General features: G+C 70.6%; 27 protein-coding genes and 2 pseudogenes. 14 read left to right on the top strand and 15 right to left on the bottom strand.

Annotated features, from left to right (window positions below):
• Positions 1 to 22: 22 nt before the first annotated feature.
• Together QMK24_RS19320 and QMK24_RS19315 are read right to left on the bottom strand one after the other, a co-directional pair.
• Positions 23 to 1528 carry a metallophosphoesterase family protein gene (locus QMK24_RS19320; protein ID WP_283467511.1) on the bottom strand — a complete coding sequence of 502 codons (1506 nt, stop codon included), beginning with the start codon at positions 1526 to 1528 and terminating at the stop codon, positions 23 to 25.
• Between the two features lie 161 nt (positions 1529 to 1689).
• Complete coding sequence (locus QMK24_RS19315; RefSeq protein WP_283467509.1) at positions 1690 to 2163, bottom strand: VOC family protein; 474 nt, start codon at positions 2161 to 2163, stop codon at positions 1690 to 1692.
• A 303-nt stretch (positions 2164 to 2466) separates the two neighbouring features.
• On the opposite strand from QMK24_RS19315, the gene QMK24_RS19310 reads away from it, so the two are divergent.
• Positions 2467 to 2886: an SRPBCC family protein gene (locus tag QMK24_RS19310; protein WP_283467508.1), complete on the top strand. Its 420-nt coding sequence runs from the start codon at positions 2467 to 2469 to the stop codon at positions 2884 to 2886.
• A gap of 50 nt (positions 2887 to 2936) precedes the next feature.
• Positions 2937 to 3152, top strand: a complete 216-nt coding sequence (locus QMK24_RS19305; RefSeq protein WP_283467507.1) for a hypothetical protein — start codon at positions 2937 to 2939, stop codon at positions 3150 to 3152.
• Positions 3153 to 3188: 36 nt separating this feature from the next.
• On the opposite strand, the gene QMK24_RS19300 is transcribed toward QMK24_RS19305, so the two are convergent.
• Entirely contained in the window at positions 3189 to 4619 is a 1431-nt protein-coding gene (locus tag QMK24_RS19300) for a sensor histidine kinase (RefSeq protein WP_283467506.1), read from the bottom strand.
• Positions 4616 to 5332: a response regulator transcription factor gene (locus QMK24_RS19295; protein ID WP_283467505.1), complete on the bottom strand. Its 717-nt coding sequence runs from the start codon at positions 5330 to 5332 to the stop codon at positions 4616 to 4618. The genes QMK24_RS19300 and QMK24_RS19295 overlap by 4 nt, the downstream gene beginning before the upstream one ends.
• 35 nt (positions 5333 to 5367) lie before the next feature.
• Here QMK24_RS19295 and QMK24_RS19290 point away from each other — a divergent pair, with 35 nt between their 5' ends.
• A complete protein-coding gene (locus tag QMK24_RS19290; RefSeq protein ID WP_283467503.1) occupies positions 5368 to 5904 on the top strand; it encodes a hypothetical protein in 537 nt (178 codons plus the stop codon).
• A gap of 228 nt (positions 5905 to 6132) precedes the next feature.
• Positions 6133 to 6927 (top strand): CAP domain-containing protein, encoded by a 795-nt coding sequence (locus tag QMK24_RS19285; protein WP_283467502.1) that lies wholly within the window; start codon positions 6133 to 6135, stop codon positions 6925 to 6927.
• Positions 6928 to 6951: 24 nt separating this feature from the next.
• Here the strand turns inward: QMK24_RS19285 and QMK24_RS19280 are convergent, their stop codons facing one another.
• On the bottom strand, positions 6952 to 7677 hold the full coding sequence (locus tag QMK24_RS19280) for a class I SAM-dependent methyltransferase (RefSeq protein ID WP_283467501.1): 726 nt from the start codon (positions 7675 to 7677) through the stop codon (positions 6952 to 6954).
• Between the two features lie 53 nt (positions 7678 to 7730).
• On the bottom strand, positions 7731 to 9032 hold the full coding sequence (clpX, locus tag QMK24_RS19275) for an ATP-dependent Clp protease ATP-binding subunit ClpX (protein WP_283467500.1): 1302 nt from the start codon (positions 9030 to 9032) through the stop codon (positions 7731 to 7733).
• A 197-nt stretch (positions 9033 to 9229) separates the two neighbouring features.
• Between clpX and QMK24_RS19270 the strand changes: the two genes are divergently transcribed.
• Both QMK24_RS19270 and QMK24_RS19265 read left to right on the top strand, forming a co-directional pair.
• Positions 9230 to 10369, top strand: a complete 1140-nt coding sequence (locus QMK24_RS19270; protein WP_283467497.1) for a TetR/AcrR family transcriptional regulator — start codon at positions 9230 to 9232, stop codon at positions 10367 to 10369.
• 227 nt (positions 10370 to 10596) lie between these two features.
• Positions 10597 to 10788 (top strand): annotated as a pseudogene (locus QMK24_RS19265) (mycothiol transferase); the annotation flags it as partial.
• A gap of 13 nt (positions 10789 to 10801) precedes the next feature.
• Here QMK24_RS19265 and QMK24_RS19260 read toward each other — a convergent pair.
• Positions 10802 to 11239: a phosphatase domain-containing protein gene (locus QMK24_RS19260; protein ID WP_283467496.1), complete on the bottom strand. Its 438-nt coding sequence runs from the start codon at positions 11237 to 11239 to the stop codon at positions 10802 to 10804.
• A 373-nt stretch (positions 11240 to 11612) separates the two neighbouring features.
• On the opposite strand from QMK24_RS19260, the gene QMK24_RS19255 reads away from it, so the two are divergent.
• Positions 11613 to 11867, top strand: coding sequence for a hypothetical protein (locus QMK24_RS19255; protein WP_283467494.1), 255 nt, complete (start codon positions 11613 to 11615; stop codon positions 11865 to 11867).
• 530 nt (positions 11868 to 12397) lie between these two features.
• Complete coding sequence (locus tag QMK24_RS19250; protein ID WP_283467493.1) at positions 12398 to 12955, top strand: dihydrofolate reductase family protein; 558 nt, start codon at positions 12398 to 12400, stop codon at positions 12953 to 12955.
• Positions 12956 to 13079: 124 nt separating this feature from the next.
• Here QMK24_RS19250 and QMK24_RS19245 read toward each other — a convergent pair whose 3' ends face one another.
• Entirely contained in the window at positions 13080 to 14183 is a 1104-nt protein-coding gene (locus tag QMK24_RS19245; protein WP_283467574.1) for a glutaminase, read from the bottom strand.
• Between the two features lie 62 nt (positions 14184 to 14245).
• Here QMK24_RS19245 and QMK24_RS41855 point away from each other — a divergent pair, with 62 nt between their 5' ends.
• From QMK24_RS41855 to QMK24_RS19225, 5 genes and pseudogenes are all read left to right on the top strand, one after another.
• A complete protein-coding gene (locus QMK24_RS41855; RefSeq protein ID WP_502989156.1) occupies positions 14246 to 14377 on the top strand; it encodes a putative leader peptide in 132 nt (43 codons plus the stop codon).
• Positions 14378 to 14452: 75 nt separating this feature from the next.
• A complete protein-coding gene (locus tag QMK24_RS19240; protein WP_283467492.1) occupies positions 14453 to 15688 on the top strand; it encodes an LLM class flavin-dependent oxidoreductase in 1236 nt (411 codons plus the stop codon).
• 21 nt (positions 15689 to 15709) lie between these two features.
• The gene (locus tag QMK24_RS19235; protein WP_283467490.1) at positions 15710 to 17122 is read left to right on the top strand and encodes an NtaA/DmoA family FMN-dependent monooxygenase; all 1413 of its coding nucleotides are present in this window, start codon (positions 15710 to 15712) and stop codon (positions 17120 to 17122) included.
• Positions 17119 to 17415 (top strand): annotated as a pseudogene (locus QMK24_RS19230) (LLM class flavin-dependent oxidoreductase); the annotation flags it as partial. The gene QMK24_RS19235 and the pseudogene QMK24_RS19230, both read left to right, overlap by 4 nt.
• Positions 17416 to 17522: 107 nt before the next feature.
• Positions 17523 to 17936, top strand: a complete 414-nt coding sequence (locus QMK24_RS19225; protein WP_502962622.1) for an LLM class flavin-dependent oxidoreductase — start codon at positions 17523 to 17525, stop codon at positions 17934 to 17936.
• Here QMK24_RS19225 and QMK24_RS19220 read toward each other — a convergent pair.
• Positions 17852 to 18151, bottom strand: coding sequence for a GNAT family N-acetyltransferase (locus tag QMK24_RS19220; RefSeq protein WP_283467489.1), 300 nt, complete (start codon positions 18149 to 18151; stop codon positions 17852 to 17854). The two genes, QMK24_RS19225 and QMK24_RS19220, sit on opposite strands and share 85 nt — an antisense overlap.
• 134 nt (positions 18152 to 18285) lie before the next feature.
• On the opposite strand from QMK24_RS19220, the gene QMK24_RS19215 reads away from it, so the two are divergent.
• Positions 18286 to 18735, top strand: coding sequence for a PaaI family thioesterase (locus tag QMK24_RS19215; protein WP_283467487.1), 450 nt, complete (start codon positions 18286 to 18288; stop codon positions 18733 to 18735).
• Between the two features lie 4 nt (positions 18736 to 18739).
• Here QMK24_RS19215 and QMK24_RS19210 read toward each other — a convergent pair whose 3' ends face one another.
• The 6 genes from QMK24_RS19210 to QMK24_RS19185 form a co-directional block, all read right to left on the bottom strand.
• A complete protein-coding gene (locus QMK24_RS19210; RefSeq protein WP_283467485.1) occupies positions 18740 to 19204 on the bottom strand; it encodes a winged helix-turn-helix transcriptional regulator in 465 nt (154 codons plus the stop codon).
• 33 nt (positions 19205 to 19237) lie between these two features.
• Positions 19238 to 20179: a sigma-70 family RNA polymerase sigma factor gene (locus tag QMK24_RS19205; protein ID WP_283467483.1), complete on the bottom strand. Its 942-nt coding sequence runs from the start codon at positions 20177 to 20179 to the stop codon at positions 19238 to 19240.
• A gap of 118 nt (positions 20180 to 20297) precedes the next feature.
• The gene (locus QMK24_RS19200) at positions 20298 to 20891 is read right to left on the bottom strand and encodes a TIGR03086 family metal-binding protein (protein WP_283467481.1); all 594 of its coding nucleotides are present in this window, start codon (positions 20889 to 20891) and stop codon (positions 20298 to 20300) included.
• A 256-nt stretch (positions 20892 to 21147) separates the two neighbouring features.
• Positions 21148 to 21342: a ferredoxin gene (locus QMK24_RS19195; RefSeq protein WP_283467479.1), complete on the bottom strand. Its 195-nt coding sequence runs from the start codon at positions 21340 to 21342 to the stop codon at positions 21148 to 21150.
• Between the two features lie 75 nt (positions 21343 to 21417).
• Positions 21418 to 22680, bottom strand: coding sequence for a cytochrome P450 (locus QMK24_RS19190; RefSeq protein ID WP_349307906.1), 1263 nt, complete (start codon positions 22678 to 22680; stop codon positions 21418 to 21420).
• 504 nt (positions 22681 to 23184) lie between these two features.
• Entirely contained in the window at positions 23185 to 24171 is a 987-nt protein-coding gene (locus QMK24_RS19185; RefSeq protein WP_283467478.1) for an AraC family transcriptional regulator, read from the bottom strand.
• Positions 24172 to 24277 lie beyond the last annotated feature (106 nt).

Here is a 24277-nt window from a genome sequence, read left to right as displayed (position 1 = left end):
CGGCCGCCTCTCGCGGAGCCGCTCAGCCGAGCGGAATGGTGATCTCGTCCTCGACCGGCGGGGCGATCTCCTGCTCGGGGTATCCGGTGGCGGCGAAGCACCGGATCCGTAGGCTGCCCGGGGTGACGTCCAGGCGGAGGAAGCTCTTGAAGAACGGCGGGGAGTAGCTCGCGGAGCTGGAAGAGAAGACCCGCGAGTAGATCTTGTGGACCGGGAGCCGGAACCACGACCTGCCGTGCGGGCGGGACGGCACACCGAGGAGGGTGGCGACGAGCCTCGCGCGCAGCGTCACCGGGGCGTTCGCCGTACGGGTCGGGGGGATGCCGAACCGCTTGGCGATCACCGCTGACGCCTGCTCCGCGGTGAGTTCGAAGAATCGTTTCATCCGCAGCCGTCGTCCATAGACCTTGCTGTAGAAGGCCAGGGAGTCGCCGCGCAGGGGGTAGCAGCGGAAGTCCTGCTCGGTGACTCCGGCCACCGCGACCCGCGGGATGGTGTGGGTGGCGTGCATGAACGCCCCGCCGCCCCCGCAGACGATGTACTCGATGGTGCGCCCGTCGACGTTGACCGGATAGTGCTGGTAGTTGTGTATGTCGCCACCGATCGCCGCCACATAGTGACAGGCCGGGTTGCGGACGATCTCATCGACGGTGCCGCCGCCCTCGATGGCGCAGGGGTGGTATTTGTCGTCCACGTAGATAGGCGAACCGGTGACCAGGATCTTGGGTCCGGGCCCCTGGGAGACGCGGCGCAGCCACTCTCCCTGCTCCTTGTCGATGGAGCCGAGCAGCCCGGTATCGATGCCGATGATGCGCAACGGCCCTGAATCAATGGCCCAGTACGGGCCGGGCTGCATCGCCTGCTGTGCCGGAGCGGACCTCAGGAGCCGCGCCTCGTCCAGCCGCCGCTCGTCGGCGACGTCAGAGCTCTTCCACAGCAGCCCCCGCCACCAGCCCGCCGACAAGGGCTTCGGGCGAGCGGCCGGCGGCAGTGCCGGAGCGTCGCAGAAGACCCGCATGAATCCCGTCAGGCCGTCGTACCAGTCGTGGTTGCCGGGCACGGCGTAGATCGGGGCGTCGTAGTCCTTGTACGGCTGGAAGAACTTGGGACCGTAGTCATTGACGCTGCCGACAGGGTAGATCACGTCACTCGAAAGAACCGCGAACCGGGTTCCCGCGCCTGCCTCCAGAAACCCGGGCACCACGGCGTACTGCGGGGCGTCGCCCTCACCGGTGTCCGCTATGAGCATGAAGGAGTACGACTCCGGGTCGTCACGCTCGATCACGAAATCCGGGGAGCTCCCGCGGTCGGGCTGCTCGCCTCGTTGCCGGGCGACCCAGCGCCTCCGGTCGTCGTTGGTCGGGTCGCCCAGCAACGAGGCGAGCGGCCCGTTGCGCGCGCTCCAGAGGGTGGCCGGATTCAGCCACGAGAGTTTGGTGACCCCGGCCGGCATCAGGCTTCTGAACCGGCCGGGCTGCTGGCCGTGCCATCCGGCACCAGCCGCTGAATCGCGCGAGGAATCAGACACCGCCGAACCCTAGCAACCGCGGTCAACCCCGCTGCCACCACGAGGATTTGCGCCCTGGGACGGCGTTTGACCGCAGCGGGGCGCTTGCCCGAGGCGATCGTGCTCTTCGCCCGGGACGAGCGCCCCGCGGCGGTCTCACCTCGGGACGTCGCGGACCGGCCCTAGGCCTGGTCGGCGGCGGCCTGGATCGCGGCCACATCGAGCTTCTTCATGCCGAGCACCGCTTTCATGGCCCGTTGGCCGCGTGCCTGGTCCGGATCGTTCAGCAATTCGTTCATCCCGCCGGGGACGACCTGCCAGGACAGTCCGTACTTGTCCTTCAGCCAGCCGCACGGACCCTCCGAGCCGCCCTCGGAGAGTTTGTCCCAGTAGTAGTCGATCTCGTCCTGGTCGGCGCAGTTGATCAGCAACGAGATCGCCTCGTCGAAGGTGAACTGGGGGCCGCCGTTGATCGCGGTGTACTGCTGGCCGTCAAGCACGAAGTCGACGGTCAGCACGGAGCCGGGCACTCCCGGACCGGCCTCGCCGTAGTGGGTGATGCTCTTGATCTCCGAGTTCGGGAACACCGAGACATAGAACTCGGCGGCCTCCTCACTCTGGGTGTCGAACCAAAGGTTGGGCGTGATCCGCGGCATGGCGCTCTCCTGGCGTCGTCGGTGTTCCGGCCCTGCACCTGTACTGACCGTTGCGCAGGTCGGAAATCATCGCTGTTCCGGGAGATCCCTGGAAACCAACACGCGCCACCCGCACCCGCCTCGCCCACCTGGGCGAATCCCCCGCGCCCAGGCCCCGCCGACGGCCGCACCTGCTCTCCCGCAGGGGGTCCGTAGGGTGCGGCGAGAGCACGCCGGGATGGCGAATGAGGGCCGCGCACCTCTGGACTAATAGCATGCGCGCATATAATCTATGCGTAGATTAACCGAGCGAGGAGGCCACTCATGTGGGAGTACGAGCACAGCATCGAGACCACCGCCACCCCCCAGGCGATCTGGCGGCTCTGGGCCGACGTCGAGAACTGGGGCACCTGGAACGCCGAGATCGAAAAGGTCGAGATCAGTGGTCCGTTCGCGGCCGGCGCGCAGATCTCGATGACCCCGCCCGGGGACGATCCGGTCCTGCTGCGCGTCGCGGAGGCGGTCGAGGGCGAACGGTTCATCGATGAGGCCCGCTTCGACGAGCTGCTGCTGCGGACCATTCACCGGATCGAACCGGTCGGCCCGAACCGGATCCGCGTCGTGTACCGGATGGAGATCACCGGCACCGGCGCCGACGAAGCCGGCCCGCAGATCGGCCCGGGCATCACCGCCGACTGGCCCGACACGATGGCTTCGCTGGTCGCACTGGCCTCGCAGGGCTGATGCCCCCAGCTCCGGCGACGGCCCTGGCGACGGCCCAGGCGGCATGCGGCGTGGATCCGGACGATCTGACCGACGTGGTGCGGCAGATGCAGCACGACCTTGTCGACCACGTCCTCCAACTGATCGATGATCCGGGGTTGTTGGACAGCGGGCTGGATATGGAGTCCGATGAGCCGGAGCTCGGCTGGGAACTCGTGGCGGTCCGTGCGCGCCGGCGACCGCGTTCAGGCGGTCAACGTCTGGACGATCGTTCGACGAAGCCCTGAAGGACCTCGACGGCTGAGTCGGGGCTCCGCCTGGCGTCATCGCACGGGCCACCATCGCGGTCGTGCGCGTCCGGAGGAGACGCCGGGACGGCGTCGGCGTTTGGTGCGCGCTCCGCGGCTGTGTGCGGCGGCGAGTCCGAAGGTCACCTCGACCTGAGTGCCGCCCAGGCGGCCGCGGGTGATGTCCACGGTCCCCCGGGTCGCCGCCGCCGCCCGGTGGGCGATGTCCAGTCCGAGGCCGGTGGAGACGGTGCTGACTCCCCGCGCCACGGCGCCGCCCGGATCCGGGATGCCAGGGCCGGCGTCCTCGACGACGAGGGCCACGGTCTGTGCGCTCCGCTCCAGGCGCACCGCGAACGCGGTGCCGGGCGCGGTGTGCCGGAACACGTTGCCGACCAGGGCGTCGAGCACGGCCGCGAGGTCGTCCTCGGGCAGCTCGATCAGGGCGTCCTCAACGGTGATGTCCACCTGGAAGGGGCGGCGTTGCTGTTCGGCCAGCACGGCCCAGAAGCCGGCTTTGCGCCGGATCACCGCGGCGGCCGCACAGCCCGCGGCGGGTGGTCCCTGAGCGCCGAACCGGCCGGGAGCGGCTGGATCCGCGAGGGATCGCAGGCCCCATCCCATCGGTCCCACCGCCAGCGGGGTGCGGGCGGCGGTGATGATGGAGTGCAGTTCCGAGTCGAGGTGGTGGATCGCTGCGGCGATGCGTTCCGCGTCCGTGGTCGGTCCCATCCGGTCGGCGGCCAGCCGCAGGGCGGTCAGGGGCGTTCGAAGGCGGTGGGAGAGGTCTGCCACCAGCTCGCGTTCGACGGCGAGCAGCTCCAGCATCCGGTCGGCCATGGCGTTGAAGGCCAGGCCGGCTTCGTACAGTTCAGGTGGTCCCATCGGGTCCACGCGGGTGTTGAGGTCTCCGCGGCCCAGGGCGTGGGAGGCGCGGGAGAGGTTGTGGGAGGAGCGCACCACCCGGGCCGCGAGCCGGTCCGCGACGAGCGTGGAGCCGACGACCAGGGCCAGCGCGAGCAGGGTCATCGCTCCCCAGGAGGCGGCCACCCCCCGGGTGAGCCGACCCTGCGGGACGAACTCCTCGATCACCGCCACCCGCTGCGGACCCAGCACGACCGGCTGGAGGTAGACCCATCCGTCCGGCCGGTTCTGCGCGATGGCCTCGCCGTCCCGCGCGGCGCGCACCAGCAGCGAGGCGGGCGTATGGGTGGGTCCGACGAGCGCGCCGGACGGAAGGTGAACGCTCAGCTCGTCGCCCGGAGCCAGGACGGAGATGGCCTGGCGCAGATCGGGAACGTCAGCGGTGAGAGCGAGCACGGGAGCCAGGGCCGCGGCCCGCTGTTCGGCGGCGGTGATCGCCTGGTTGCGGGCCTCGGAACGCACCAGCAGGGCGAGGGGTATCAGGAAGGACAGGGCCACCATGGAGGTGACCGCCAGCGCCACCCCTGCCAGAGTGCGTCTCACGGCGGCGTCACCAGTTTGATGCCGACTCCGCGCACCGTGTGGAGATATCGCGGACGGGCCGCCCGTTCACCGAGTTTGCGACGCAGCGCGGACAGGTGCACGTCGATGGTCGCGTCGTCGACATACGACTCGCGCCACACCTCGGTCAGGATCCTGCGTTTGGAGACGACGCAGCCGGCATTGCTCGCCAGGTAGGCGAGCAGGTCGAACTCGCGCCGCGTCAGGTGGAGTTCCCGCCCGAGCAGATGTGCCGTGCGGGCCATGGCGTCCACCTGCAGCTCACCGATCGAGATCGGACCCTGCGCCGCCGACGGTCCTTCGTGCAGGCCGCCCGGCACCCCGACGCCGGCCCTGCCGACGCGCCGCAGCACCGCGGTCAGGCGCGCGATCAGCTGCCCGCTGGAGAAGGGCTTGACGAGATAGTCGTCGGCTCCCGCGTTGAGCAGCCGGATGATCTCGGAGTCCTCGTCACGGGCGGTCACCACGAGCACCGGCACCTGCGAGATCCCACGGATCATGCGCAGCGCGTCACTTCCGTCCAGATCGGGCAGTCCCAGGTCCAGGATCACCGCGTCCAAATGTCCCTGCGTCACCTCTCGCAGTCCGCTGAATCCGTCGGCCGCACTGCGCACCATGTGGCCGTCACCGGTCAGGATCTCGATCAGTGCCGCGCGTATGGCGGGGTCGTCTTCGACGACAAGGACGCTGGACATGCGGCACACCGTAACGGATCGGCCATGATGGTGCGGTGCCCCGGTCTCTGCGCTATCTCATGATCTGGCTGTGCTGTACGGCTCTGACCGTGACCGCGGCCTTCCTCGCCGTGCGCTTTGTGGTGCATTCCACCGCCGCCCTTCCGCCGACCGCCCACGCGCTTCCGACGGTGTTCACCACGCCGACCCCCACTCCGGGTCTCATCGGCCCCGCCACCTCCGCGCCGAACGCTTCCCCCTCCCCCACCACGCCGCCTGCTCCTTCCCCCCGGGCCACCACCGCTCGCCCGACGACGCCGGTCCCGGCCGCCGTCCAGGGCGCGGGATACACCTGCCGGGGCGGGGCGGGGGTGCACACCATGCAGTCCATGGGCGGCCAGGTGACCTTCAACATGGGCGCCGATGCCATCTGCCTGGTCTCCGCGGTGCCGGCGCCCGGATTCACCACCAGCACCGCTCAGTCCGCACCGGACACGTTGACCGTGACCTTCTCCAGCGCGAACCACCGCTCGGAGACCACGGGCACCATCCACCCCCAGCCACAGGCGGTCACGCGCGAAGTCTCCTGGTAGTCGTGCCGGGCGCTGAACCGAGCGGCACCTGCGGGGAACCTTAGGGGAATCTAAGGTTCCCGTCGCGCAGTGTGAACCGAACGGAAAGCATCTAGGTTCGATCTCGCCCGGTCGTCGTATCGCGAACCTTCCGGCCGGGCCCGACAGCTTCCCGGCGTGGCCACCTCCCCCCACACTCGTGTGCCGCGCCGGGAACCCCGCACTGCCGATTCCCGAGGGTTTCTCCCCATGAGTTCTCATCGCCGCGCCGGTTCTCCCGGTGACTCCGCGCCGCAGCACCGCGCTCCGCGCCGGCCCCGCCTGCGCAAGGCCGTCATCGGAGCCGCCGTCATCGCCGCGCTGGGCGGTGGGACCGCCTTCGCCTGCATCGGCGGCGGCGCCACCCACACCTCCTCGCAGCCCACCACCGATACGCCCACCGCTGGATCCGGAGCGCCCCCGACGTCGCCCGCCACCCCGCCGCGGACACCGGAGACACGCCCCACGCACCCGACGGCGACACCCTCCCGCATACCCCCGCGTCACACGCCGACGACCCGTCCGGTCCCGACGCCGACAAAGCCAGTTCCTTCCACCACCCCGTCCCGGCCCCCCGCCTCCGGCGATGCGGCGCAGCAGGTGCTGGCCCTGATCAACAAAGCCCGGGCCGACCAGGGGCTGCCCGCCTACCTCCTCAGCGCCGGACTGAACCGCAGCGCCGCCGGGCACAACCAGGTGATGCTCAGCGGTTGCGGGCTCTCCCACCAGTGCCCCGGCGAGCCCGCGTTCGGTGACCGCGAGCGGGCCCAGGGCGTGCAGTGGTCCTCTGCGGGCGAGAACATCGGCGAAGGCGGCCCGGTCTCGGCCACCGAGCAGGCCATGGCGACGATGGCGGTCAACCTCACCCAGGGCATGCTCGACGAGCGACCGCCCAACGACGGTCACCGCCGGAACATCCTGAGCTCCTCCTTCACCCACATCGGCATCGCCGTCACCCGGGACGGTTCCGGCACCGTCTGGCTCACCCAGGACTTCTCCCAGTAGGCGCGGTCAAGGAGCCGGTCGTGGTCATATCCGGCGGGCCACGACCAGCCGCCAGTTGGGGCTGCCGTCCTCGCGGCGGCCGAACTCCTCGAGCGGCAGCAGCCGCACCGTGAACCCGGCCCTGACCAGATCGTCGCGCACACCCCGCAGCGGGAAGGTCCGGTAGTACATGACGAACTGCGGGCGCCACAGCAGATTGCGGGCGCGCATCACCGAGTCGAAGCCGAGCAGCGCCCAGTACAGCGGGGAGCGGAAGGGCTGAGGCGCGCCCAGGGGGAAGGCGAAGAGCCCGCCCGGCCGCAGTGACCGGTGGACCTCTGCGAACAGCTTGGGCCGCTCGGCGGGCAGGAAGTGCCCGAACGCCCCGAAACTCACTGCCAGGTCGAAGGCACCGGTGAACGGCAGGGCGCGGACATCAGCCCGCACCCACTCCACCGCCGGCGTCCCCTCCCCAGCGACGGCCTCCTGGGCGGCAGCCAGCATCCCGGCGCTGAAGTCGACTCCGGTGACCCGTTCCCGGCACAGGGGCCGCAATACCCGAACGCCGGCGCCCGTGCCGCAGCAGACGTCGAGGCCCGCCTCGAACGGGCCGAGGGTGCGCAGGGTGCCGGCGGCCGCGTCCAGGAAACGATCAGGGGTGCGGAACGGGGTGTGATCGAATTTCGGGGCCAGGAGGTCGTAGCCGCGCTCGATGGAGGTGAGCGCCTGCACCGTCAGCTCGCGGAACATGGGTCCTTGGGGGGTGAACACCGGGTCCACAGTAGTCAGAACGTCCCGGCTCCGGGACCGGGGACGCGGACACCTCAGGCGGACCTCTCGCGGCGCTCCCCCGTGCCGTCGGGCAGCTCACGCGGCACCAGGGTCGGGTTGACGTTGTCGAGCACCGTGTCCCGGCTGACCACGACGCGGGCCACATCGTTCCGGCTCGGCACCTCGTACATCACATGGAGCAGGACCTCTTCGAGGATGGTGCGGGCCGCCCGGGCGCCGGTGCGGCGCAGCAGTGCCTGTTCGGCGATCGCGCCGATCGCGTCCTCGGTGAACTCCAGCTCGACACCGTCGATCGCGAAGAGCTTCTGGTACTGCTTGATCAGCGCGTTGCGCGGCTCGGTGAGGATCCGCGTCAACGCCGTCCGGTCCAGCGGCTGAACGGTCGACACCACCGGGAGCCGGCCGACGATCTCCGGAATCAGCCCGAACGTCACCAGGTCCGCGGGCACGACCCCCGCGAGCACGTCCTCGCTCTCCTGCTCCTCCTTGGTTCGGAGCACGGCGCCGAACCCGATGCCCTTGCGGCTGTCCCGCTGCTCGATGATCCGCTCCAGACCGGCGAACGCACCGCCGACGATGAACAGCACATTGCTCGTGTCGATCTGGATGGACTCCTGTTGGGGGTGCTTGCGGCCGCCCTGCGGCGGCACCGAGGCGGTCGTGCCCTCCAGGAGCTTCAGCAGCGCCTGCTGGACGCCCTCACCGGAGACATCGCGGGTGATCGACGTACTCTCGCCCTTGCGCGCGATCTTGTCGATCTCGTCGATGTAGACGATGCCGGTCTCGGCCTTCTTGACGTCGTTGTCGGCCGACTGGAGCAGCTTGAGCAGGATGTTCTCGACGTCCTCGCCGACGTAACCCGCCTCGGTGAGCGCCGTGGCGTCGGCGATCGCGAACGGGACGTCGAGCATCCGGGCGAGTGTCTGGACGAGATACGTCTTGCCACAGCCGGTCGGGCCGATCAGCAGGATGTTGGACTTGCCGATCTCTACCGGCTCTTCCCGCGCGGCATGCGACCCGGTACCGGCCGCCCGCGCCCGGACGCGTTTGTAGTGGTTGTAGACGGCCACCGAGAGTGCCTTCTTGGCGCCCTCCTGCCCGATGACGTACTGCCCGAGGAACTCGTGGATCTCCCGCGGTTTCGGCACGTCCTGCAAGGCGCCCCCGGAGGGCTCGTTGAGCTCCTCCTCGATCAGCTCGTTGCAGAGCCCGACGCATTCGTCGCAGATGCAGATATCGCTCGGCCCCGCGATCAGCTTCTTGACCTGCTGCTGGCTCTTCCCGCAGAACGTGCACTTCAGCAGGTCGCCGCCGCCGTCACCGATGCGTGCCACGCGGAAATGTCTCCTCAACGGTTGTGCAGGCCGGGCTGCTGTGAGGGCCGGCCCCGGGAGTCGGCGCGACCGCTTCGCGCGGCCGGGTCCACTCGGGTGAGCGTCATTCGAATGCCGAGACCATATGACGTCAACATCTGAATGGTCAAGGTATCTTGAACCGCGACGAACGCGACGTGAAGGCAAGAGTGAGGACGATGGGCCGGCCCAGCAGGGTGGAGCTGCAGGAGCACAATCGCGCCAAGGTTCTGGCCGCGGCCAGGGACGAATACGCCGCGCGCGGTTTCCGCGACGCGAAGGTGGACCGCATCGCCGAGCGCGCCGGGCTCACCCGTGGCGCGGTCTACTCCAACTTCCCCAGTAAACGGGCCCTGTACTTCGCGGTCCTGGCCGATCTCGCCGAGCGCGCGCCGGAACCGCCGCACTCGGAGCCGGGCCGCACCGCCCGCGAGACGCTCGGCGCGCTCGCCCGCGCCTGGGTCGCCCGGCTCCCGCTCGCCGACACCGATGAGCAGCACGGCCCGGCCCGGCTCGGTATGTACGTGATGCCCGAAGTCCTCGCCGAGGACCGGATCCGGCGGCCGTTCGCGCAGCTGATGAAATTGGACGCGCTTCTGCTCGGGCTGGCCCTGGAGGGTCTGCGGCCGCCCGGCACGCCGACCGGCAGTCTGGTGCGAGTCGCGGAGGCCGTGCTGACGACCCTGCACGGCGCGAGCCAGATGGCCGCCGCCGCGCCCGGATTCATCGAGCCCTTCAACGTCGTCAGCGCCTGCGAGCAGCTGGCCGGCCTCGAGCTCAACGACTGGTGGCCGCCCCCGCATGTGATCACGCAGGCGTGGCCGGCCGACGAGCCGTGGTCCCCGCCGGGCGCGGCGGACGCGGTGCGCGGCGAGCCCGCGCGGCTCGTGGACGACGGCGTGGTGGCGATCCTCGGACTGCACCGTCTCGAGGCTGTCGAGGAGGCGGTACGGGCCGCGCCACCCGGGGCGACGGTCACCGCCGTCCTGGTCACCGGGGACCCCGCCGAACTGGCACCGCTGGCGCGGCTGGCCGTCGCCGACCTCTGCGGCTGCCTGCGCCAGGCCTTCCCGCCCTCGGCATGGCCGCACCTGCAGGTGGTGTTCGACGAGGCGGGCGTCCTCGCCGCGGCGGCCGGCGTACCCGCCGTCAGCGACGGAACCGAAGCCGCAGTCCGCATCGAGGCGAGCCGGATCGTCGCCCGCGCCGACGGCCGCGGCGCGTGCCACGCGGCTGCGTCGACCGGTGAAGCCGGCGGGGCCGACGGAGCCGCCCCGGAGGGCCGGACCCGGACTCCGTCGCCGAAGCGTCGCGGCTGACCGCCTAACCCGGACGCCGCTCGCAGCGAACGTTGCCGCCGTGAACCACGTCGCCGTGAACCACCCGACCCTCAACCGTATGGTTGAGGAAGAAGCCGGGATGCACGCGGTGTTCCACGCGCTCGCAACCGGGGCCCGTCGCGAGATGCTCAGCAGGCTCGCCGACGGCGAACTGACCGTCGGTGAACTCGCCGAACCGCTGACGATGTCGCTGGCGGCCGCGTCGAAGCCCAAGTGCTCGAGCGCACCGGCCTCGTCCGGCGGACGGTCGACGGCCGCCGCCATGTGTGCCGCCTCGAGCGCGCCCCACTCGCCTCCGCCAGCGACGAGAGCTGCCCTGTGTACACGTCGAGCACACCCGGCACAACGGCCATGCCGACTTCCTGCGCGAAGGCATCGACGGGACGGTCGGGGCCTGACCTCGCGGCGGCGTCAGGGCGTGAAGCGGTGCACGTAACGCCGTTGCCAGGGGGTTTCCACGGCGTGTGCGTCGTAGTGGCGGCGCACGAACTCCACCGCTTGGCCGGCCGGCACGCCGTCGAGGACGGCGAGGCAGGCCAGAGCCGTGCCGGTTCGTCCACGGCCGCCGCCGCAGGCGATCTCGACGCGTTCGGTTCCGGCACGCGCCCAGGCCTCGCCGAGGACGGCTTGGGCCTGGGAACGGCTGCTGGGCAGCCAGAAGTCCGGCCACCGCAGCCACCGCGCCTCCCAGGGGACCTCGGGCGGCTGCTTGCCCAGCAGATGGACGGCGAAGGCGGGCGTCGGCCCGGCCGGCAGGGGCCGGCGCAGCGCACGGCCCCGGACCAGTCGTCCGGAGGGAAGGCGGAGGACACCGGGATCGGTCCGCGTCCAGGTCTCGGTCTCGGACACACCCTCACCGTAGCCGCTGTCCCCGCTGTGGCTCCACGCCCATGGCCGCGGCGGCGGTGTCACCATTGTGCGGTGCCGAGGTGTTCTCGCTCATGCAGGACTGCGAGGGACCCATCCGCTTCGTCATCACCAAGTGGGATCTGCTGGCCGGCCACTACTCGCTGCGGCAGATCCATGAACGCCTGATGGAGCGCCCGGACTTCGCGACCCTGGCCAGGAGCAGAAGGGACTGGCAGATCCGCGGGATGCCGGTTCCTCCGGGACGCATACGGCTGATACCCGTCAGTTCCGTGGGCCGCGAGTTCGCCTTCCTCGGGGCCGACGGAGGGATGCACAAGCGGGACAACGCCCGGCCGAGGCCGCTCAACGGGATGTGGCCTTCGCGGCCGTACTGCCCGATCTGGTGGCCCGCGCGTACGGGGTCGCGAAGGCCGAGCGGGACCGCGCCAGGCGTGAGGCGCGGGGTGAACGGCGGGGATTCTTCGGGGATCTCACCCGGATCATCGCGTCGTCGGTCGCGACACCGCTGTCGACCCTGCTGGCCACCCGGGGCATCCGTGTGCCCGTGCACCTGGTCGCCGCTTTCCTGTCCTCTCCTCCAGCACGGGAGCCGTCGCGAGCGCCGTGAACATCCCGCCTTCGGAGCTGCGCAAGGCCCGCCGGCTACAGAAGACCTTCCGCAAGCGGAGCGTCAACGCGGTCACCGATGACGCTTCGGCCGCGCAATTCGTCCTGTACAAGCTGGTCGCGGAGCTGCTGGCCTTCGAGAGGAGCCCGGAGAATCCCCCGGCTTTCACAGCCTCCCGTGGCGAGGGCGGCGCGATGCGCTGGGAGGCGCTCCCGACTACGTCGTGGCGCAACTGCGGTCCTCCGACTCGCCCCCGGAGCAGAACCGGGAGGCCGAAGAGAGACCGGACGAGCCGCCGGACGGCGACAGCCGCTGGCCCCGGCGCCTCACCGCGGGCGGCGCGCCCTCGGCCTGGCGGCGGGACTCGCGGGCTGGGCGGTCACCTGGAGCCGCTCCCACCACTGAGGCCGCTCCCCCCATTCGCTGAGGCCGGGTCGCCGAAGATTTCCCTCCGGGCACCGATAAGTTCGGATCTTCGCGGGCGTCTACCCCAGGAAAGCGCGCAGACCGACAACGGAGGACCCAGCGTCATGAGAAAGATCATCAACGCCACGTATGTGACCCTCGACGGCGACATGACGAACATGCAGGACTGGCACATGGACTATTTCGGCGAGGAGGCCGGCAAGGCCGCCACAGCCCAGCTCGTCAGCAGCGACGCCCTGATCATGGGCCGGAAGACCTATGAAGGGTTCGCCCCGGCATGGTCCGGGCGCGCGGGAGCCGACGAGTTCGCCGACCGGATGAACGGCATCAAGAAGTACGTCGTCTCGTCCACGCTGCGCGAACCCGACTGGGAGAACACCAGCGTGATCAGCGGTGACGTGGTGGCCGAGGTGCGGAAGCTGAAGGAGCGGCCCGGCGGGAACATCCTGCAGTACGGCTTCGGCCCGGTGACGCGGCTGTTGCTGGACAACGGGCTGCTGGACGAGTTCCGGGTCTGGCTGCACCCCGTCCTGTCGGGGAAGGCCAAGCCGGACGATCTGCTCTACCGTGACGCGCTCCAGACCAAGTTCACTCTGAACGGCACCGAGGTGCACAGTGCCGGCATGATCATCCTCAGCTATGTGCCCGTGCGACCGGCATAGAGCGCCCGTCGGGGGCGCGATCGGCATCACTCAGGCAAGCTCAGGCACGCTCTGGGCGGTCCTGAGCGCGCACGCCGCGTTCGGCGAACTCGTCGCGGGCGGCCGGGAGCGGCCGGGACGTCGTTCAGCCGGCCGCTGCGGAGGCCAGCAGCGCGTCCTCGGCTCGTGCCAGCGCCAGATCCCGGGTGGCGGCCCGCCGCCATGAACCGGCCTTCAGGAACGTCCCGGTGACGCCGACGTCATGACCGCGCTCGGCCAGCAGCGCCAGCGCCCGTTCCAGCATCGCCCCGGCGGTGGCGTCGACCGCCGTCACCCGCTCGAGGTCGAGGACCACCCAGCCGGGCACGGCCGGAGTGCTCTGCCCCAGTGCGTACAGCACGCGCTCCGCCGCGGTGAAGTCCAATGCACCCTGGGCCGCCACGAGCGCGATCCGGTCGCCGTGGCGCTGGAGCACCGCGTTGTCGTTCGGTGTCCTGGGACGGTCCGACCGCGCCTGCCCCGCCGTGGTGGCCGCCGTCACCGTGGCCGCTCCCGGCGCGGCGTTGTGCATCAGATGCAGTCCGAGGCGTCCCGACAGCTCGCGCAGGGCCGCCACCCCCCGGACCGGATTGCCGGAGGCGTCCAGCGGCGGGCTGTGCACCCCCAGACCGAAGCGGGCCGGACTGGCGGCGACCAGACCGCCGGACACCCCGCTCTTCGCGGGAAGCCCCACCCGCAGCATCCACTCGCCGGCCGCGTCGTACATCCCGCAGGTGGCCATCACGGACAGCACCTGGACCGCCACCGGCTCCGGTACGACGGCCACGCCGGTCATCGGGTTCACCCCGCCGTTGGCGAGCGTCGCCGCCATCACCGCGAGGTCGGTCACGGTGGCCAGCACCGCGCACTGCCGGAAGTACGTCTCCACCGCCTCGACCGGGTCACCCCGCAGCGATCCGGCCGCGCGCATCAGATGGGCCAGGGCCCGGTTGCGGTGCCCGGTGGCCACTTCCGACCGGTAGACGTACTCGTCGAAGCCCAGCCGGCGTCCGGCGAAGGCGCTGAGACAGTCCCGGATCCGGGCGAACCGCGCGCCGGCGTCCGCGGCGGGCACCAGGGCCGTGACCGCGATGGCCCCCGCGTTGATCATCGGGTTCGCCGGCCGGCCCGTCGCCGCGTCCAGGCTGATCGCGTTGAACGCCTCGCCGCTGGGCGCCCGGCGACACCCGCGGGATAGCGTCTTGAGCAGGTTACGAGCGTCAGCAACAAAGCGGCTCCATTACGGTCAGGGGCCGTTCGAGCCGGAGAGAGGTGACGACAGTGCGGACTTCATTCGACCGGGTCGTCACCGGCACTCTCCATCCCCGCGGGCCCGTCGTCCATCTGTACGGGCGCCAGCACATCGATCTCCTACGGGTGGCCGGCGCACTCTGTTGCCGCTGATCTGACTCCCTGCTGACGTACCACCCCCACACGGCGGTGCGTTCACATACGGTCGATCAGGAAGGCAGTTACGCCATGTCCGCATCCCTGAATCCGCTGAACCTCGCCGTCGCGCTCGACGGCGCGGGCTGGCACCCCGCCGCCTGGCGGGAACCCGAAGCCCGTCCCCAGGACCTGTTCGGCGCCCGCTACTGGGCCGACGCGGTCATCGAGGCCGAACGCGGGCTGCTCGACTTCGTGACCTTCGAGGACTCCCTCGCACCGCAGTCCTCCGACCACACCGGGCCGGACGGGCGCACCGACCAGGTACGCGGGCGGCTGGACGCGGTCCTCATCGCGGCCCGGGTCGCTCCGCTGACCCGCCACATCGGTCTGGTCCCGACCGTGGTCGCCACCCACACCGAGCCGTTCCACCTCTCGAAGGCGATCGCCACCCTCGACTACGTCAGCTCCGGCCGGGCCGGGCTGCGCGTCCAGGTGTCGGCGCAGCCGCAGCAGGCCGCGCACTTCGGTCGCCGCACCTTCCCGCCGTTCCGCGTCGAGGAGTCGGGCCTGCCGCAGACGCAGGAGCTGGTCACCGAGCTGTTCGACGAGGCGGCCGACTACGTCGAGGTGGTGCGCCGGCTGTGGGACAGCTGGGAGGACGACGCGGAGATCCGGGATGTGGCCACCGGCCGTTTCATCGACCGGGACAAGCTGCACTACATCGACTTCCAGGGCCGGCACTTCAGCGTCAAGGGCCCCTCGATCACCCCGCGTCCGCCGCAGGGACAGCCCGTGGTGAGCGTGCTCGCCCACGCGACCGTGCCGCACCGGCTGGTAGCACGTGCGACCGACATCGGCTATGTCACTCCGCGCGATGCCGACCAGGCCCGATCGATCGTCGCCGAGATCCGCTCCGAGCAGGAGACCGCGGGCCGGGGCGCGGAGACCGTGCATGTCTTCGGTGATCTGGTGGTCTTCCTCGATCAGGAGCGGTCGACCGCCGAGGCGCGCCGGGACCGGCTCGACGCCCTCGCCGGCGAGTCCGCCGCGAGCGACGCCGAAGTGTTCGCCGGGACACCGTCACAACTGGCGGACCTGCTGCTGGAGTGGCGCCGGGCCGGTCTCACCGGCTTCCGGCTACGCCCCGCCACCATCGGCCACGACCTGCGGGCGATCACCCGCGGCCTGGTGCCGGAACTCCAGGCCCGGGGCGCCTTCCGCCGGTCGTACGGAGCCGGAACCCTGCGCGGGCTGCTCGGACTCCCGCGCCCCGCCAACCGCTACGCCGCCGCCACCAGCACCAGCACCAGCACCGCCAGCGCCTGAGCCGGAGGGATCCGACCGACCATGAGCAAGCCTCGTAAGCAGATCCATCTCGCGGCCCACTTCCCCGGCGTCAACAACACCACCGTGTGGAGCGATCCGAAGGCCGGCAGCCACATCGAGTTCAGCTCGTTCGCGCACTTCGCGCGTACCGCCGAACGGGCCAAGTTCGACTTCCTCTTCCTCGCCGAGGGCCTGCGGCTGCGCGAGCAGGGCGGCGAGATCTACGACCTCGACGTCGTCGGACGCCCCGACACCTTCACCGTGCTGGCCGCACTCGCCGCCGTGACCGAACGGATCGGACTGACCGGCACGATCAACTCCACCTTCAACGAGCCGTACGAGGTCGCCCGCCAGTTCGCCAGCCTCGACCATCTCTCCGATGGACGCGCGGCCTGGAACGTCGTCACCTCCTGGGACGCGTTCACCGGCGAGAACTTCCGGCGCGGCGGATTCCTCGCACAGGAGGACCGCTACTCGCGCGCCGAGCAATTCCTGCGCACCTCCTGGGAGTTGTTCGACTCCTGGCAGGACGACGAGATCATCGCCGACAAGGAGAGCGGCCGGTTCCTCCGCGATCCGAAGGCCGGCGCGTTCCACCACCGTGACCAGCACTTCGACATAGCCGGGCAGTTCAACGTCCCCCGCAGCGCGCAGGGGCGTCCCGTCATCTTCCAGGCGGGCGATTCCGAGGAGGGACGCGAGTTCGCGGCCGCCACCGCCGACGCGATCTTCAGCCGCCACAGCACTCTCGACGCGGGCAGGGCCTTCTACACCGACGTCAAGAACCGCCTCGCCCGCCACCACCGGACGCGGGACGAGCTGCTGATCCTCCCCGCCGCGACCTTCGTGCTCGGCGACACCGACGCCGAGGCGCAGGAACGCGCACGCGAGGTACGACGCGCCCAGGTCAGCGGGCAGACCGCGATCAAATACCTGGAACAGCTGTGGAACCGCGACCTCTCCGGCTACGACCCGGACGGACCACTGCCCGACATCGACCCCGCGCTCGGAGAACACACCGTCGCGCGGGGGCGGGCCAGCGTGCAGATGTTCAAGGATCCGCTGGCCACCGCCAAGGAATGGCGGCAGAAGGCCGAGGCCGGCGGGCTCTCGATCCGCGAGCTGGTGATCGAGACCACCGGACGCCAGACCTTCGTCGGTTCCCCGTCAACCGTCGCCGGCACCATCAACGCCTTCGTCCAGGCCGACGCGAGCGACGGCTTCATCCTCGTGCCCCACGTCACCCCGGGCGGACTCGACGAGTTCGCCGACACGGTCGTCCCACTGCTCCAGGAACGCGGCGTCTTCCGGCACGACTACGAGGGCGCCACCCTTCGCGACCATCTCGGCCTGGACCGGCCCGATGCCAGGAACAGCGCGAAGAGCACAGCGAGTACAGCGAGCACGACCGGGACGCAGCGGGCGGCGTCGTGAAGTTCCTGGCCATCACGCTGATCGTGCACGCCCCCGATCCGCGCACCGGCGTGCAGAAGCCGACCAGCGACCGCTGCCGCGAAGTGACCGGCAACGCGCTGCTCGCCGAGGAACCCGGCTTCGACGGATTCGGGGTCGGCGAACGCCATGAGCGCCCCTTCATCTCCTCCTCCCCGCCCGTGGTCCTGAGCCATATCGCCGCGCTCACCTCCCGCATCCGGCTGTTCACCGCGGTGACCACGCTGAACCTGCTCGACCTGGTGCGCGCCTACGAGGACTACGCGACCCTGGACATCGCCCCCGTGCTGCGCCGGGAGATACCCGACCCACCGTGGCACTGAGGTCCGGTGAATACCCACCCCACCGCCGCTCACCCCACGCTCGCAGGAGGAACCGCCGCATGAGCAGCTCTGCGGAACCGGACGCCGCCGCAGGTACGGAAGCCACCGCGCGATCCGTACCGCTGTCCGTCCTCGACCTCGCACCCATCAGCTCGGGCTCGTCCGCAGCCCAGGCACTGCGGAACACCGTCGACCTGGCGCAGCACGCCGAGGCCGCCGGGTACGCGCGGTATTGGCTGGCGGAACACCACCTCACCACCGGTGTCGCCGGAGTGTCCCCGGCGCTGCTGATCCAGCTGGTCGCGGCCGCGACCGAACGGATCCGGGTCGGCTCCGGAGCGGTGCAACTGGGCCACCGCACCGCCCTGTCGGTGGTGGAGGAGCGACGTCAGGGTCCTGATCCTGCGACGGGGAGGTCGAGCCCGGTCCCCGGGGGCAGCTCGATGGACCGGGCCTCTGCGACCACCCGGTAGCCGGCGCTGGTGTACAGGTTCATCGCCACGTCGTTGCCGCCGAACACGTTGAACATCAGGGCTGAGTCGCCGGCCTCGACGGTGGCCCGCTCCCCCACCGCCATCGCGGCCCTGCCGTACCCCCGGCCGCGGTGCTCCGCATCGATCTCCAGTGAAAAGCCGAAGGTCACACCCGGGATGTGGTGGTGTTTCAGCCAACCGGTCCCGATCTCCACTCCCGCGCTCTCCAGGACCAGGATCGAGTGGCCGGGAGTGTCCAGACCCTGCGGGAGGAGCTCCGCGTCGACGCTGTCGGCCTTCTTCTCCGCGATAGCTTCTCCCCCTACCTGCCGGTATCTCAGGAGGAACGATGAGCACCCTCGACTACGCCACCATGTCCGGGCTGGAACTACTGCGCCATATGTTCAAGGAGCGGCCCGCGGATGCCCCGTCCATCGGCCGGCTGATGGGCATGGAGGTCGAGGAGTTGGAGGAGGGCCGGACCGTCTTCTCCCTCGACACCAAGCCCGACTTCTCCAACCCGCTCGGCATCGTGCACGGCGGAATCGCCGCCACCCTGCTCGACTCGGTCATGGGCTGCGCCGTACACACCACCCTTGCGGCCGGCGTCAGTTACACCACGCTGGAGCTGAAGGTGAATTACATCCGCGCCGTCGCACTGGATGCCGGCAGGCTCACCGCCGTGGGCACGACCATCCACGTCGGGCGGCGGATGGCCACGGCGGAAGGACGGGTCACGGACGCACGGGGCAAGCTGGTCGCGCACGCCACCACCACCTGCATGATTCTGCAGCCCTGAACCGTCACCGGTGCGGAGCCGGTCCCGGCTCCCGCAGTACGGGACTCAAGTCCCGCGGATCGATCAATTCCCCGCAGTCGGGACACGCGAGCTCAGGTGTCGCCGTGCCGCCGCAGCAATCGTGTCGCAGCCGCAACGGCGGTCCCTCGTCGCCCGCCATCCACCGGTCACCCCAGGCGAGCAAGGAGACGATCACGGGGTAGAGGCCGACCCCCTTCTCGGTGAGCCGGTACTCGTACCGCTCGGGCCGTTCCTGGTAGCGGATCCGGCGCAGCACCTCATGCTCGACCAGGGTGGCGAGCCGCTCGGTCAGCACCGGACGCGAAGCCTTCGTGCTCGTCTGGAAGTCCTCGAACCTGCGCACCCCGTGAAACGCGTCGCGCAGCACGAGCAGCGTCCAGCGGTCCCCCACCACCGACAAGGCGCGCGCGACCGAACACTGCTCCGCCCCTATATCGCTCCACCGCATGCCGCCGATCGTACGCGCTGCCTTCCGGGGTCCTCAGGCGAGCCGGGAGAGCTTGTCGGGGTTGGTCACGAAGTAGATGCCGCACACCTGCTCGCCGGCCGGGGCCAGGTCGAGGACCAGTACGGCGAAGGGCGAACCGCCGCTGAACAGCACCGCCGAGGGGTCCCCGTTGATCCGCCGGTAACGGATGTCCAGGCCGCTGGGGGTGCGGGTGGACCCCGCGGCCAGTACCCGGGCGACCTTGCCGCGGCCGTGGACCGGCCACAGGCCGGCGGCTGTGGCCTTGCCCCCGCCATCGGCCCACAGGGTCACATCCGGTGCCAGCAGCTGGAGCAGCGCCTGAAGGTCACCGCCGGACACCGCGGCCGCGAACTGCTCGGTGACCCGTTGCCTCAGCTGAGGGTCTGGCCGGTAGCGGGGGCGCCGGGCGTGCACATGCTCACGGGCACGGTGGGCGATCTGGCGGACCGCCGCGGGACTGCGGTCGAGGATGTCCGCGGTCTCGGTGTGGGCGTAGCCGAACAGCTCGTGCAGCACGAACACCGCGCGTTCCAGCGGTGTGAGGGTTTCCAGCACGACCAGCAGCGCCATCGACACCGACTCGGTGCGCTCGACCGCGTCGGCGGCATCGCCGGGGGCGGGAGTGTCGACGAGGGGTGTGAGGAGCGGTTCCGGCAGCCACGGGCCGATGTACGTTTCACGGCGGCGGCTGATGGCGGCCTGGCGGGCGAGGGCCTTGTTCACCGCGATCCGCACCAGATAGGCGCGCGGGCTGACGATCTCCTCCGCGCCGGGCGCCTCGATTCTGGACGCCCACGCCAGCCAGGTCTCCTGCAGGACGTCCTCGGTGTCGGCGACGCTGCCGAGCATGTCGTAGACGATGGAGAAGAGCAGGTCACGGTGGTCGACGAACACCGGTGTGGCGGTCTCCTCCGCCCGTTCCCGGGCGCTGCCGGGCGGCGAGGTGTCGGACACGTGGGGCCTCCTGTCGCGGTTGCTTCCTAGGAGCGCACGGGCGTCAGGAGTGTGACATCCCCACCGGGGAATGTGACCCGCGCCTCATCCCCGGGCCGCGACGGAGGCCCTGGAGCCCTCAGGCAGTGCCGGGATCGCGCCCGAAGAATCCCGCGAGCCGGTCGTACACCGGCGCGTCCGGCCGTACGGGCACCTCGGGCCCGAACACCTTCGGCCCGCCTTCCTCGCCCCGGAACTCCGGTCGCAGCGCGCCCCGGGCCCATTCGAGTGCGGACTCGCCGACCTGCGAGTCGAGGGAGGTGGGCCGGCCCAGCGCTTTCGCCAGATCCCAGGCGTGCACCGCGAACTCGGTGAGCTGCTGGTCGACGGGGAATCCGGCCGGGAGTTCCCCCATTCCGGGGATCTCGATCGTGCCCGTCAGATCGCCGGCGCGCCGCCAGGCCGAGACGAGTTCGGCGGCACCGTCGCGAAACGCCTCCGGCCTGCCGGCGCCGGCGTCCTTCCGCGGCTCGCTCCGCGCCGGCGTGCCGCCGTTGGCCCGCTCGGTGAAATGCGGCAGATCCTGGATCAGATGATCGACCAGCTCGGCGACGGTCCAGGAGCGGCAGGGGGTCGGCAGCGACAGCTGGTCGTCGGTGACCGAGGCGATGAGCGCACTCGTCTGGTCGAGTGACCGGGACAGCAGTGCGAGGGGATCGGTGGAACGGGCCATGGGCATTCCTCGGGTTCTGGAGCGCCGAGCGCCGGGGCGCTGAAGCACTGGAGCGGACCGCTGTGCCGTGAGCCATCCTGGGGGACGGGGGTCGGCAGCGCATCCTGACACCGGATCCGAGACCTCCGCAGGCGGCCGGGCGGACGCGCGCGCCGACCGGATTCCTGGCCAACTCCGTTAGGCATTACGGGTGTTCCGCCGATCCGAGGGCGCTCGGGTTGTCGGCTACGGCGTCGCCCCGGAACGGGCGCGTGATTCAGTCCGTGACGCTGATGGCCCCCGACGGGCAGCACGCGACCGCTTCCTCGACGGCGGCCTCCTCACCGTCCGGCGGGCTGCTCGTCAGCAGGACGACCCGGCCGTCGTCGTCCGCCTGGTCGAAGACATCGGGAGCGGTCAGGACGCACAGGCCCGAGCTGCAGCACAGGGCGCGGTCCACGGTGAAGCGCACGGGGTACTCCTTCATGACGGGGGCGGCGGGGCAGCGGGGGCGGCTGGGGCGGCGGGGCTCCGGCGGCGACATGGCTCACCAGACGACGGGCAGGTGGAAGAGCCCGTACACCGCCATGGTGTGACGGAAGGACAGATCCCCGGCGGGGACGCCGATCCGCAGACCGGGCAGACGTCGCACGATGCCGGCGAGGGCAACCTGGAGTTCCAGACGGGCCAGGGGCTGGCCCAGGCACTGATGGACCCCGAACCCGAAGGCCAGGTGGCTGCGGCCGGGACGCTGCACATCGAGCCGGTCGGGATCGGGAAAGGCCCGTTCGTCCCGGTTGGCGGCAGCCAGCGAGACCAGGACGCCCTCACCCGCCCGGACGGTGATGCCGCCGATCTCCGTATCCTCCAGGGCGACGCGGGGCAGCCCGGTGTGCACGATGGTCTGGTGCCGCAGCAGTTCCTCCACAGCCCCCGGTACCCGGCCCGGGTCCGCGCACAACAGTTCCCACTGCCGTGGGTGTTCCAGCAGATCCAGGACCGACAGCGCCGTCATGTTGGCGGTGGTCTCGTGTCCGGCGATGAGCAGGAGCAGGGCCATGCCGACCGTGTCGTCCACCGTGAGGTCGTCATGGCGGGTGTGGTCCGCCAGGAGCCTGCTGAGCAGATCGTCCTGCGGCCGGACGGCCTTCTCCACGACCAGGTCGTGCAGATAGCCGCTCAGTTCGTCGCGGGAGGCGCGGACCTCTGCCGCGGGGGTCTTCTGGTTCAGCAGGACACGGCTGTGGGCCTGGAAGAAGTCGTGGTCGGCGTAGGGCACGCCCAGGAGTTCGCAGATCACCAGCGATGGCAGGGGCAGGGCAAACGATTCGACGAGGTCCGCCGGCGGCCCCGTCGCCATCAGGTCGTCGAGCAGACCGGCCACGATCATCTCGACGCGGGGACCGAGCCGGGCGACGCGCTTGATCATGAACTCCTGTGTCACCATGCGCCGTTGCCGGTCGTGCTCCGGCGGATCCATCCTGATGAACGAAGGGGGCGAGTCGCGCAGGCCGGTCACGGACGGCGAGACGAACGGGAAGCCGTCGCGCCTGGCATCGGCGCTGAACCGTTCGTCCCGCAGGACCTGCCGGGCCTCGGCGTGCCGGGTGACGAGCCAGGGCCGGCTGCCGTCCCAGAGGGTGACCCGGGACGCGGGCGCCTGCTCCCGCAACGCGCCGAGCAGGGCCGGCGGGTCCATCGGACAGCCGCGGTGGGCCGGGTAGGCGGGGTGGGCGGGATGTACGGCTTGGCCGGCGGACGGTACGGGTGATTGGCCGGGGCGGAACGGTGTGGCATCGGCGTGGGTCATGGAGAGCGTGCACCTCCGGTGGGAACCCCCGAATAAATGGTCGCCCGAGGAAACCAATCTCGACGGTAGATCGTCGGGAGCCGGTAGCGGTAGGGCGCGTTCCGGACACCCGCGACTCTCCGGGACCTGGCCGGTTCTCCTCGGCGCGCCGCCGGTCGGCAGCGCTTGCCGTAATCGCCTGCCGCCACCGCGGCAGGGGCGGGCCGTCGAACGGCCGGCCCCGCTGACCGCGCGTTCCACCCGGCCGGCCGCCTCCGGACGAACCGGTGCCGCGCCGGCATCCCGGGGCAGCGCGCTCGCCGCCTGCGCTGCGAGCCGTGTCCCCGGCCCGCCGTCCGAGCATCGCCGACCGTGCTCCCAGGCGCACCTGGAATGCCGGCACGGCACCGTGAGGAGCACGCTAGCCACGAAGCCCCCGCACCTTGATCCGCTCCGCGCGGCCATGGCACGAAATGCGCTGCGGCCTGGTCCTGACCCCGCCTGCGGGACCCGCCGTGGCCGGAATCAGGACGAATACAGGGTATGCGAGGGGGATTCACCGAAACGCGCGCGATAGCTGCCGGCGAATCGGCTCCTATGGGTGAAGCCCCACCGGTAGGCCGCATCACTCACGCGCAGCTCGGCGGGGTCGCCCTCGCGGAGGTCGTCGTGCACGCGGGTCAGCCGCACGTCGCGGAGATAGGCCATCGGCGACATGCCGACGTGCTGACGGAAGCCCTCCTGGAGCCACCGGACACTGACACGGGCGATGGCGGCCAGTTCCGACATGGTGAACGCATGGTCGGGCCGCTCCTGGATCGCGTCCATGACGCGCTTGACGGGCGCCGGCCGCAAGGACGTCGCCGGTCGGGCGAGCTGTTCACGGTACTGATGATCGGCCGCGAGGAGCAGCCCGCTCAGCAGAGCCTCCTGGAACTGCTTGGCCATCTGCGGCTGTTGGAGGAGGCCCTGGTCGTCGTGCAGGTCCCGCGCGACGACCCAGGCGAGCTGCGCCCAGGTGTAGCCGGCTCCCTGGGTCACATCGAGTTCCGGAGCGAAGGACACCGGCGCGCGTACCGTCCTGCCCAGCATCAGCTCAAGATGACTCTGCAACGCGGAAGGTTCGATTTTCACCGCCAGCACGCGGCAGTCGCCGCTCCAGCGCTCCACCGCGGTCGATCCCTCGGGGTGGAAGACCGCCGCCCGCGCCGGGGTCGCCTGGGCCGAAACGCGCGTTCCCTGGCTCCAGGACACCTGCCCGCGCAGCGGCACAGCGACGTGGTACGCGCCCAGTTCACCGAAGCGCATCCGCACATCGGTACCGCAGCTCAGATCACCCACGGTCAACGGCCCCAGCCGGGCGACGTCGAACCGGGCCGCGAACACCCCCCGCGGCTCCAGCCGGTCCATGACGTTGTCATAGAACATCTCACCGATCTTGATCCGGGCCTCGTCCAGATCTGCCGTGCGAAAGGACAGCGGGCCTGGCTCCCACTGCTGGGACACGCGCATCCCCGACCTCTCTCATCGCGGCACGCCATCTCCGGCGTGGGGGTCGCCGGTTGCCGCCCCCGCCAAGGCTATGCAGGTCGTCAGTACCGTGTCGCTCAGGTTCCGG

It is taken from the genome of Streptomyces sp. PH10-H1 (assembly GCF_030063355.1).
Classification (GTDB): domain Bacteria; phylum Actinomycetota; class Actinomycetes; order Streptomycetales; family Streptomycetaceae; genus Actinacidiphila.
This window is presented reverse-complemented; position numbering and strand designations above follow the sequence as displayed.

Excerpts from the sequence above, each read along its gene's own strand:
- QMK24_RS19295 (WP_283467505.1), bottom strand. The coding sequence starts at position 5,332 with ATGTCCAGCGTCCTTGTCGTCGAAGACGACCCCGCCATACGCGCGGCA.
- QMK24_RS19215 (WP_283467487.1), top strand. The coding sequence starts at position 18,286 with ATGAGCACCCTCGACTACGCCACCATGTCCGGGCTGGAACTACTGCGC.
- QMK24_RS19240 (WP_283467492.1), top strand. The coding sequence starts at position 14,453 with ATGTCCGCATCCCTGAATCCGCTGAACCTCGCCGTCGCGCTCGACGGC.
- QMK24_RS19235 (WP_283467490.1), top strand. The coding sequence starts at position 15,710 with ATGAGCAAGCCTCGTAAGCAGATCCATCTCGCGGCCCACTTCCCCGGC.
- QMK24_RS19210 (WP_283467485.1), bottom strand. The coding sequence starts at position 19,204 with ATGCGGTGGAGCGATATAGGGGCGGAGCAGTGTTCGGTCGCGCGCGCC.
- QMK24_RS19190 (WP_349307906.1), bottom strand. The coding sequence starts at position 22,680 with ATGACCCACGCCGATGCCACACCGTTCCGCCCCGGCCAATCACCCGTA.
- QMK24_RS19285 (WP_283467502.1), top strand. The coding sequence starts at position 6,133 with ATGAGTTCTCATCGCCGCGCCGGTTCTCCCGGTGACTCCGCGCCGCAG.
- QMK24_RS19185 (WP_283467478.1), bottom strand. The coding sequence starts at position 24,171 with ATGCGCGTGTCCCAGCAGTGGGAGCCAGGCCCGCTGTCCTTTCGCACG.
- QMK24_RS19310 (WP_283467508.1), top strand. The coding sequence starts at position 2,467 with ATGTGGGAGTACGAGCACAGCATCGAGACCACCGCCACCCCCCAGGCG.
- QMK24_RS19250 (WP_283467493.1), top strand. The coding sequence starts at position 12,398 with ATGAGAAAGATCATCAACGCCACGTATGTGACCCTCGACGGCGACATG.
- QMK24_RS19270 (WP_283467497.1), top strand. The coding sequence starts at position 9,230 with ATGGGCCGGCCCAGCAGGGTGGAGCTGCAGGAGCACAATCGCGCCAAG.
- QMK24_RS19225 (WP_502962622.1), top strand. The coding sequence starts at position 17,523 with ATGAGCAGCTCTGCGGAACCGGACGCCGCCGCAGGTACGGAAGCCACC.
- QMK24_RS19200 (WP_283467481.1), bottom strand. The coding sequence starts at position 20,891 with ATGGCCCGTTCCACCGATCCCCTCGCACTGCTGTCCCGGTCACTCGAC.
- QMK24_RS19315 (WP_283467509.1), bottom strand. The coding sequence starts at position 2,163 with ATGCCGCGGATCACGCCCAACCTTTGGTTCGACACCCAGAGTGAGGAG.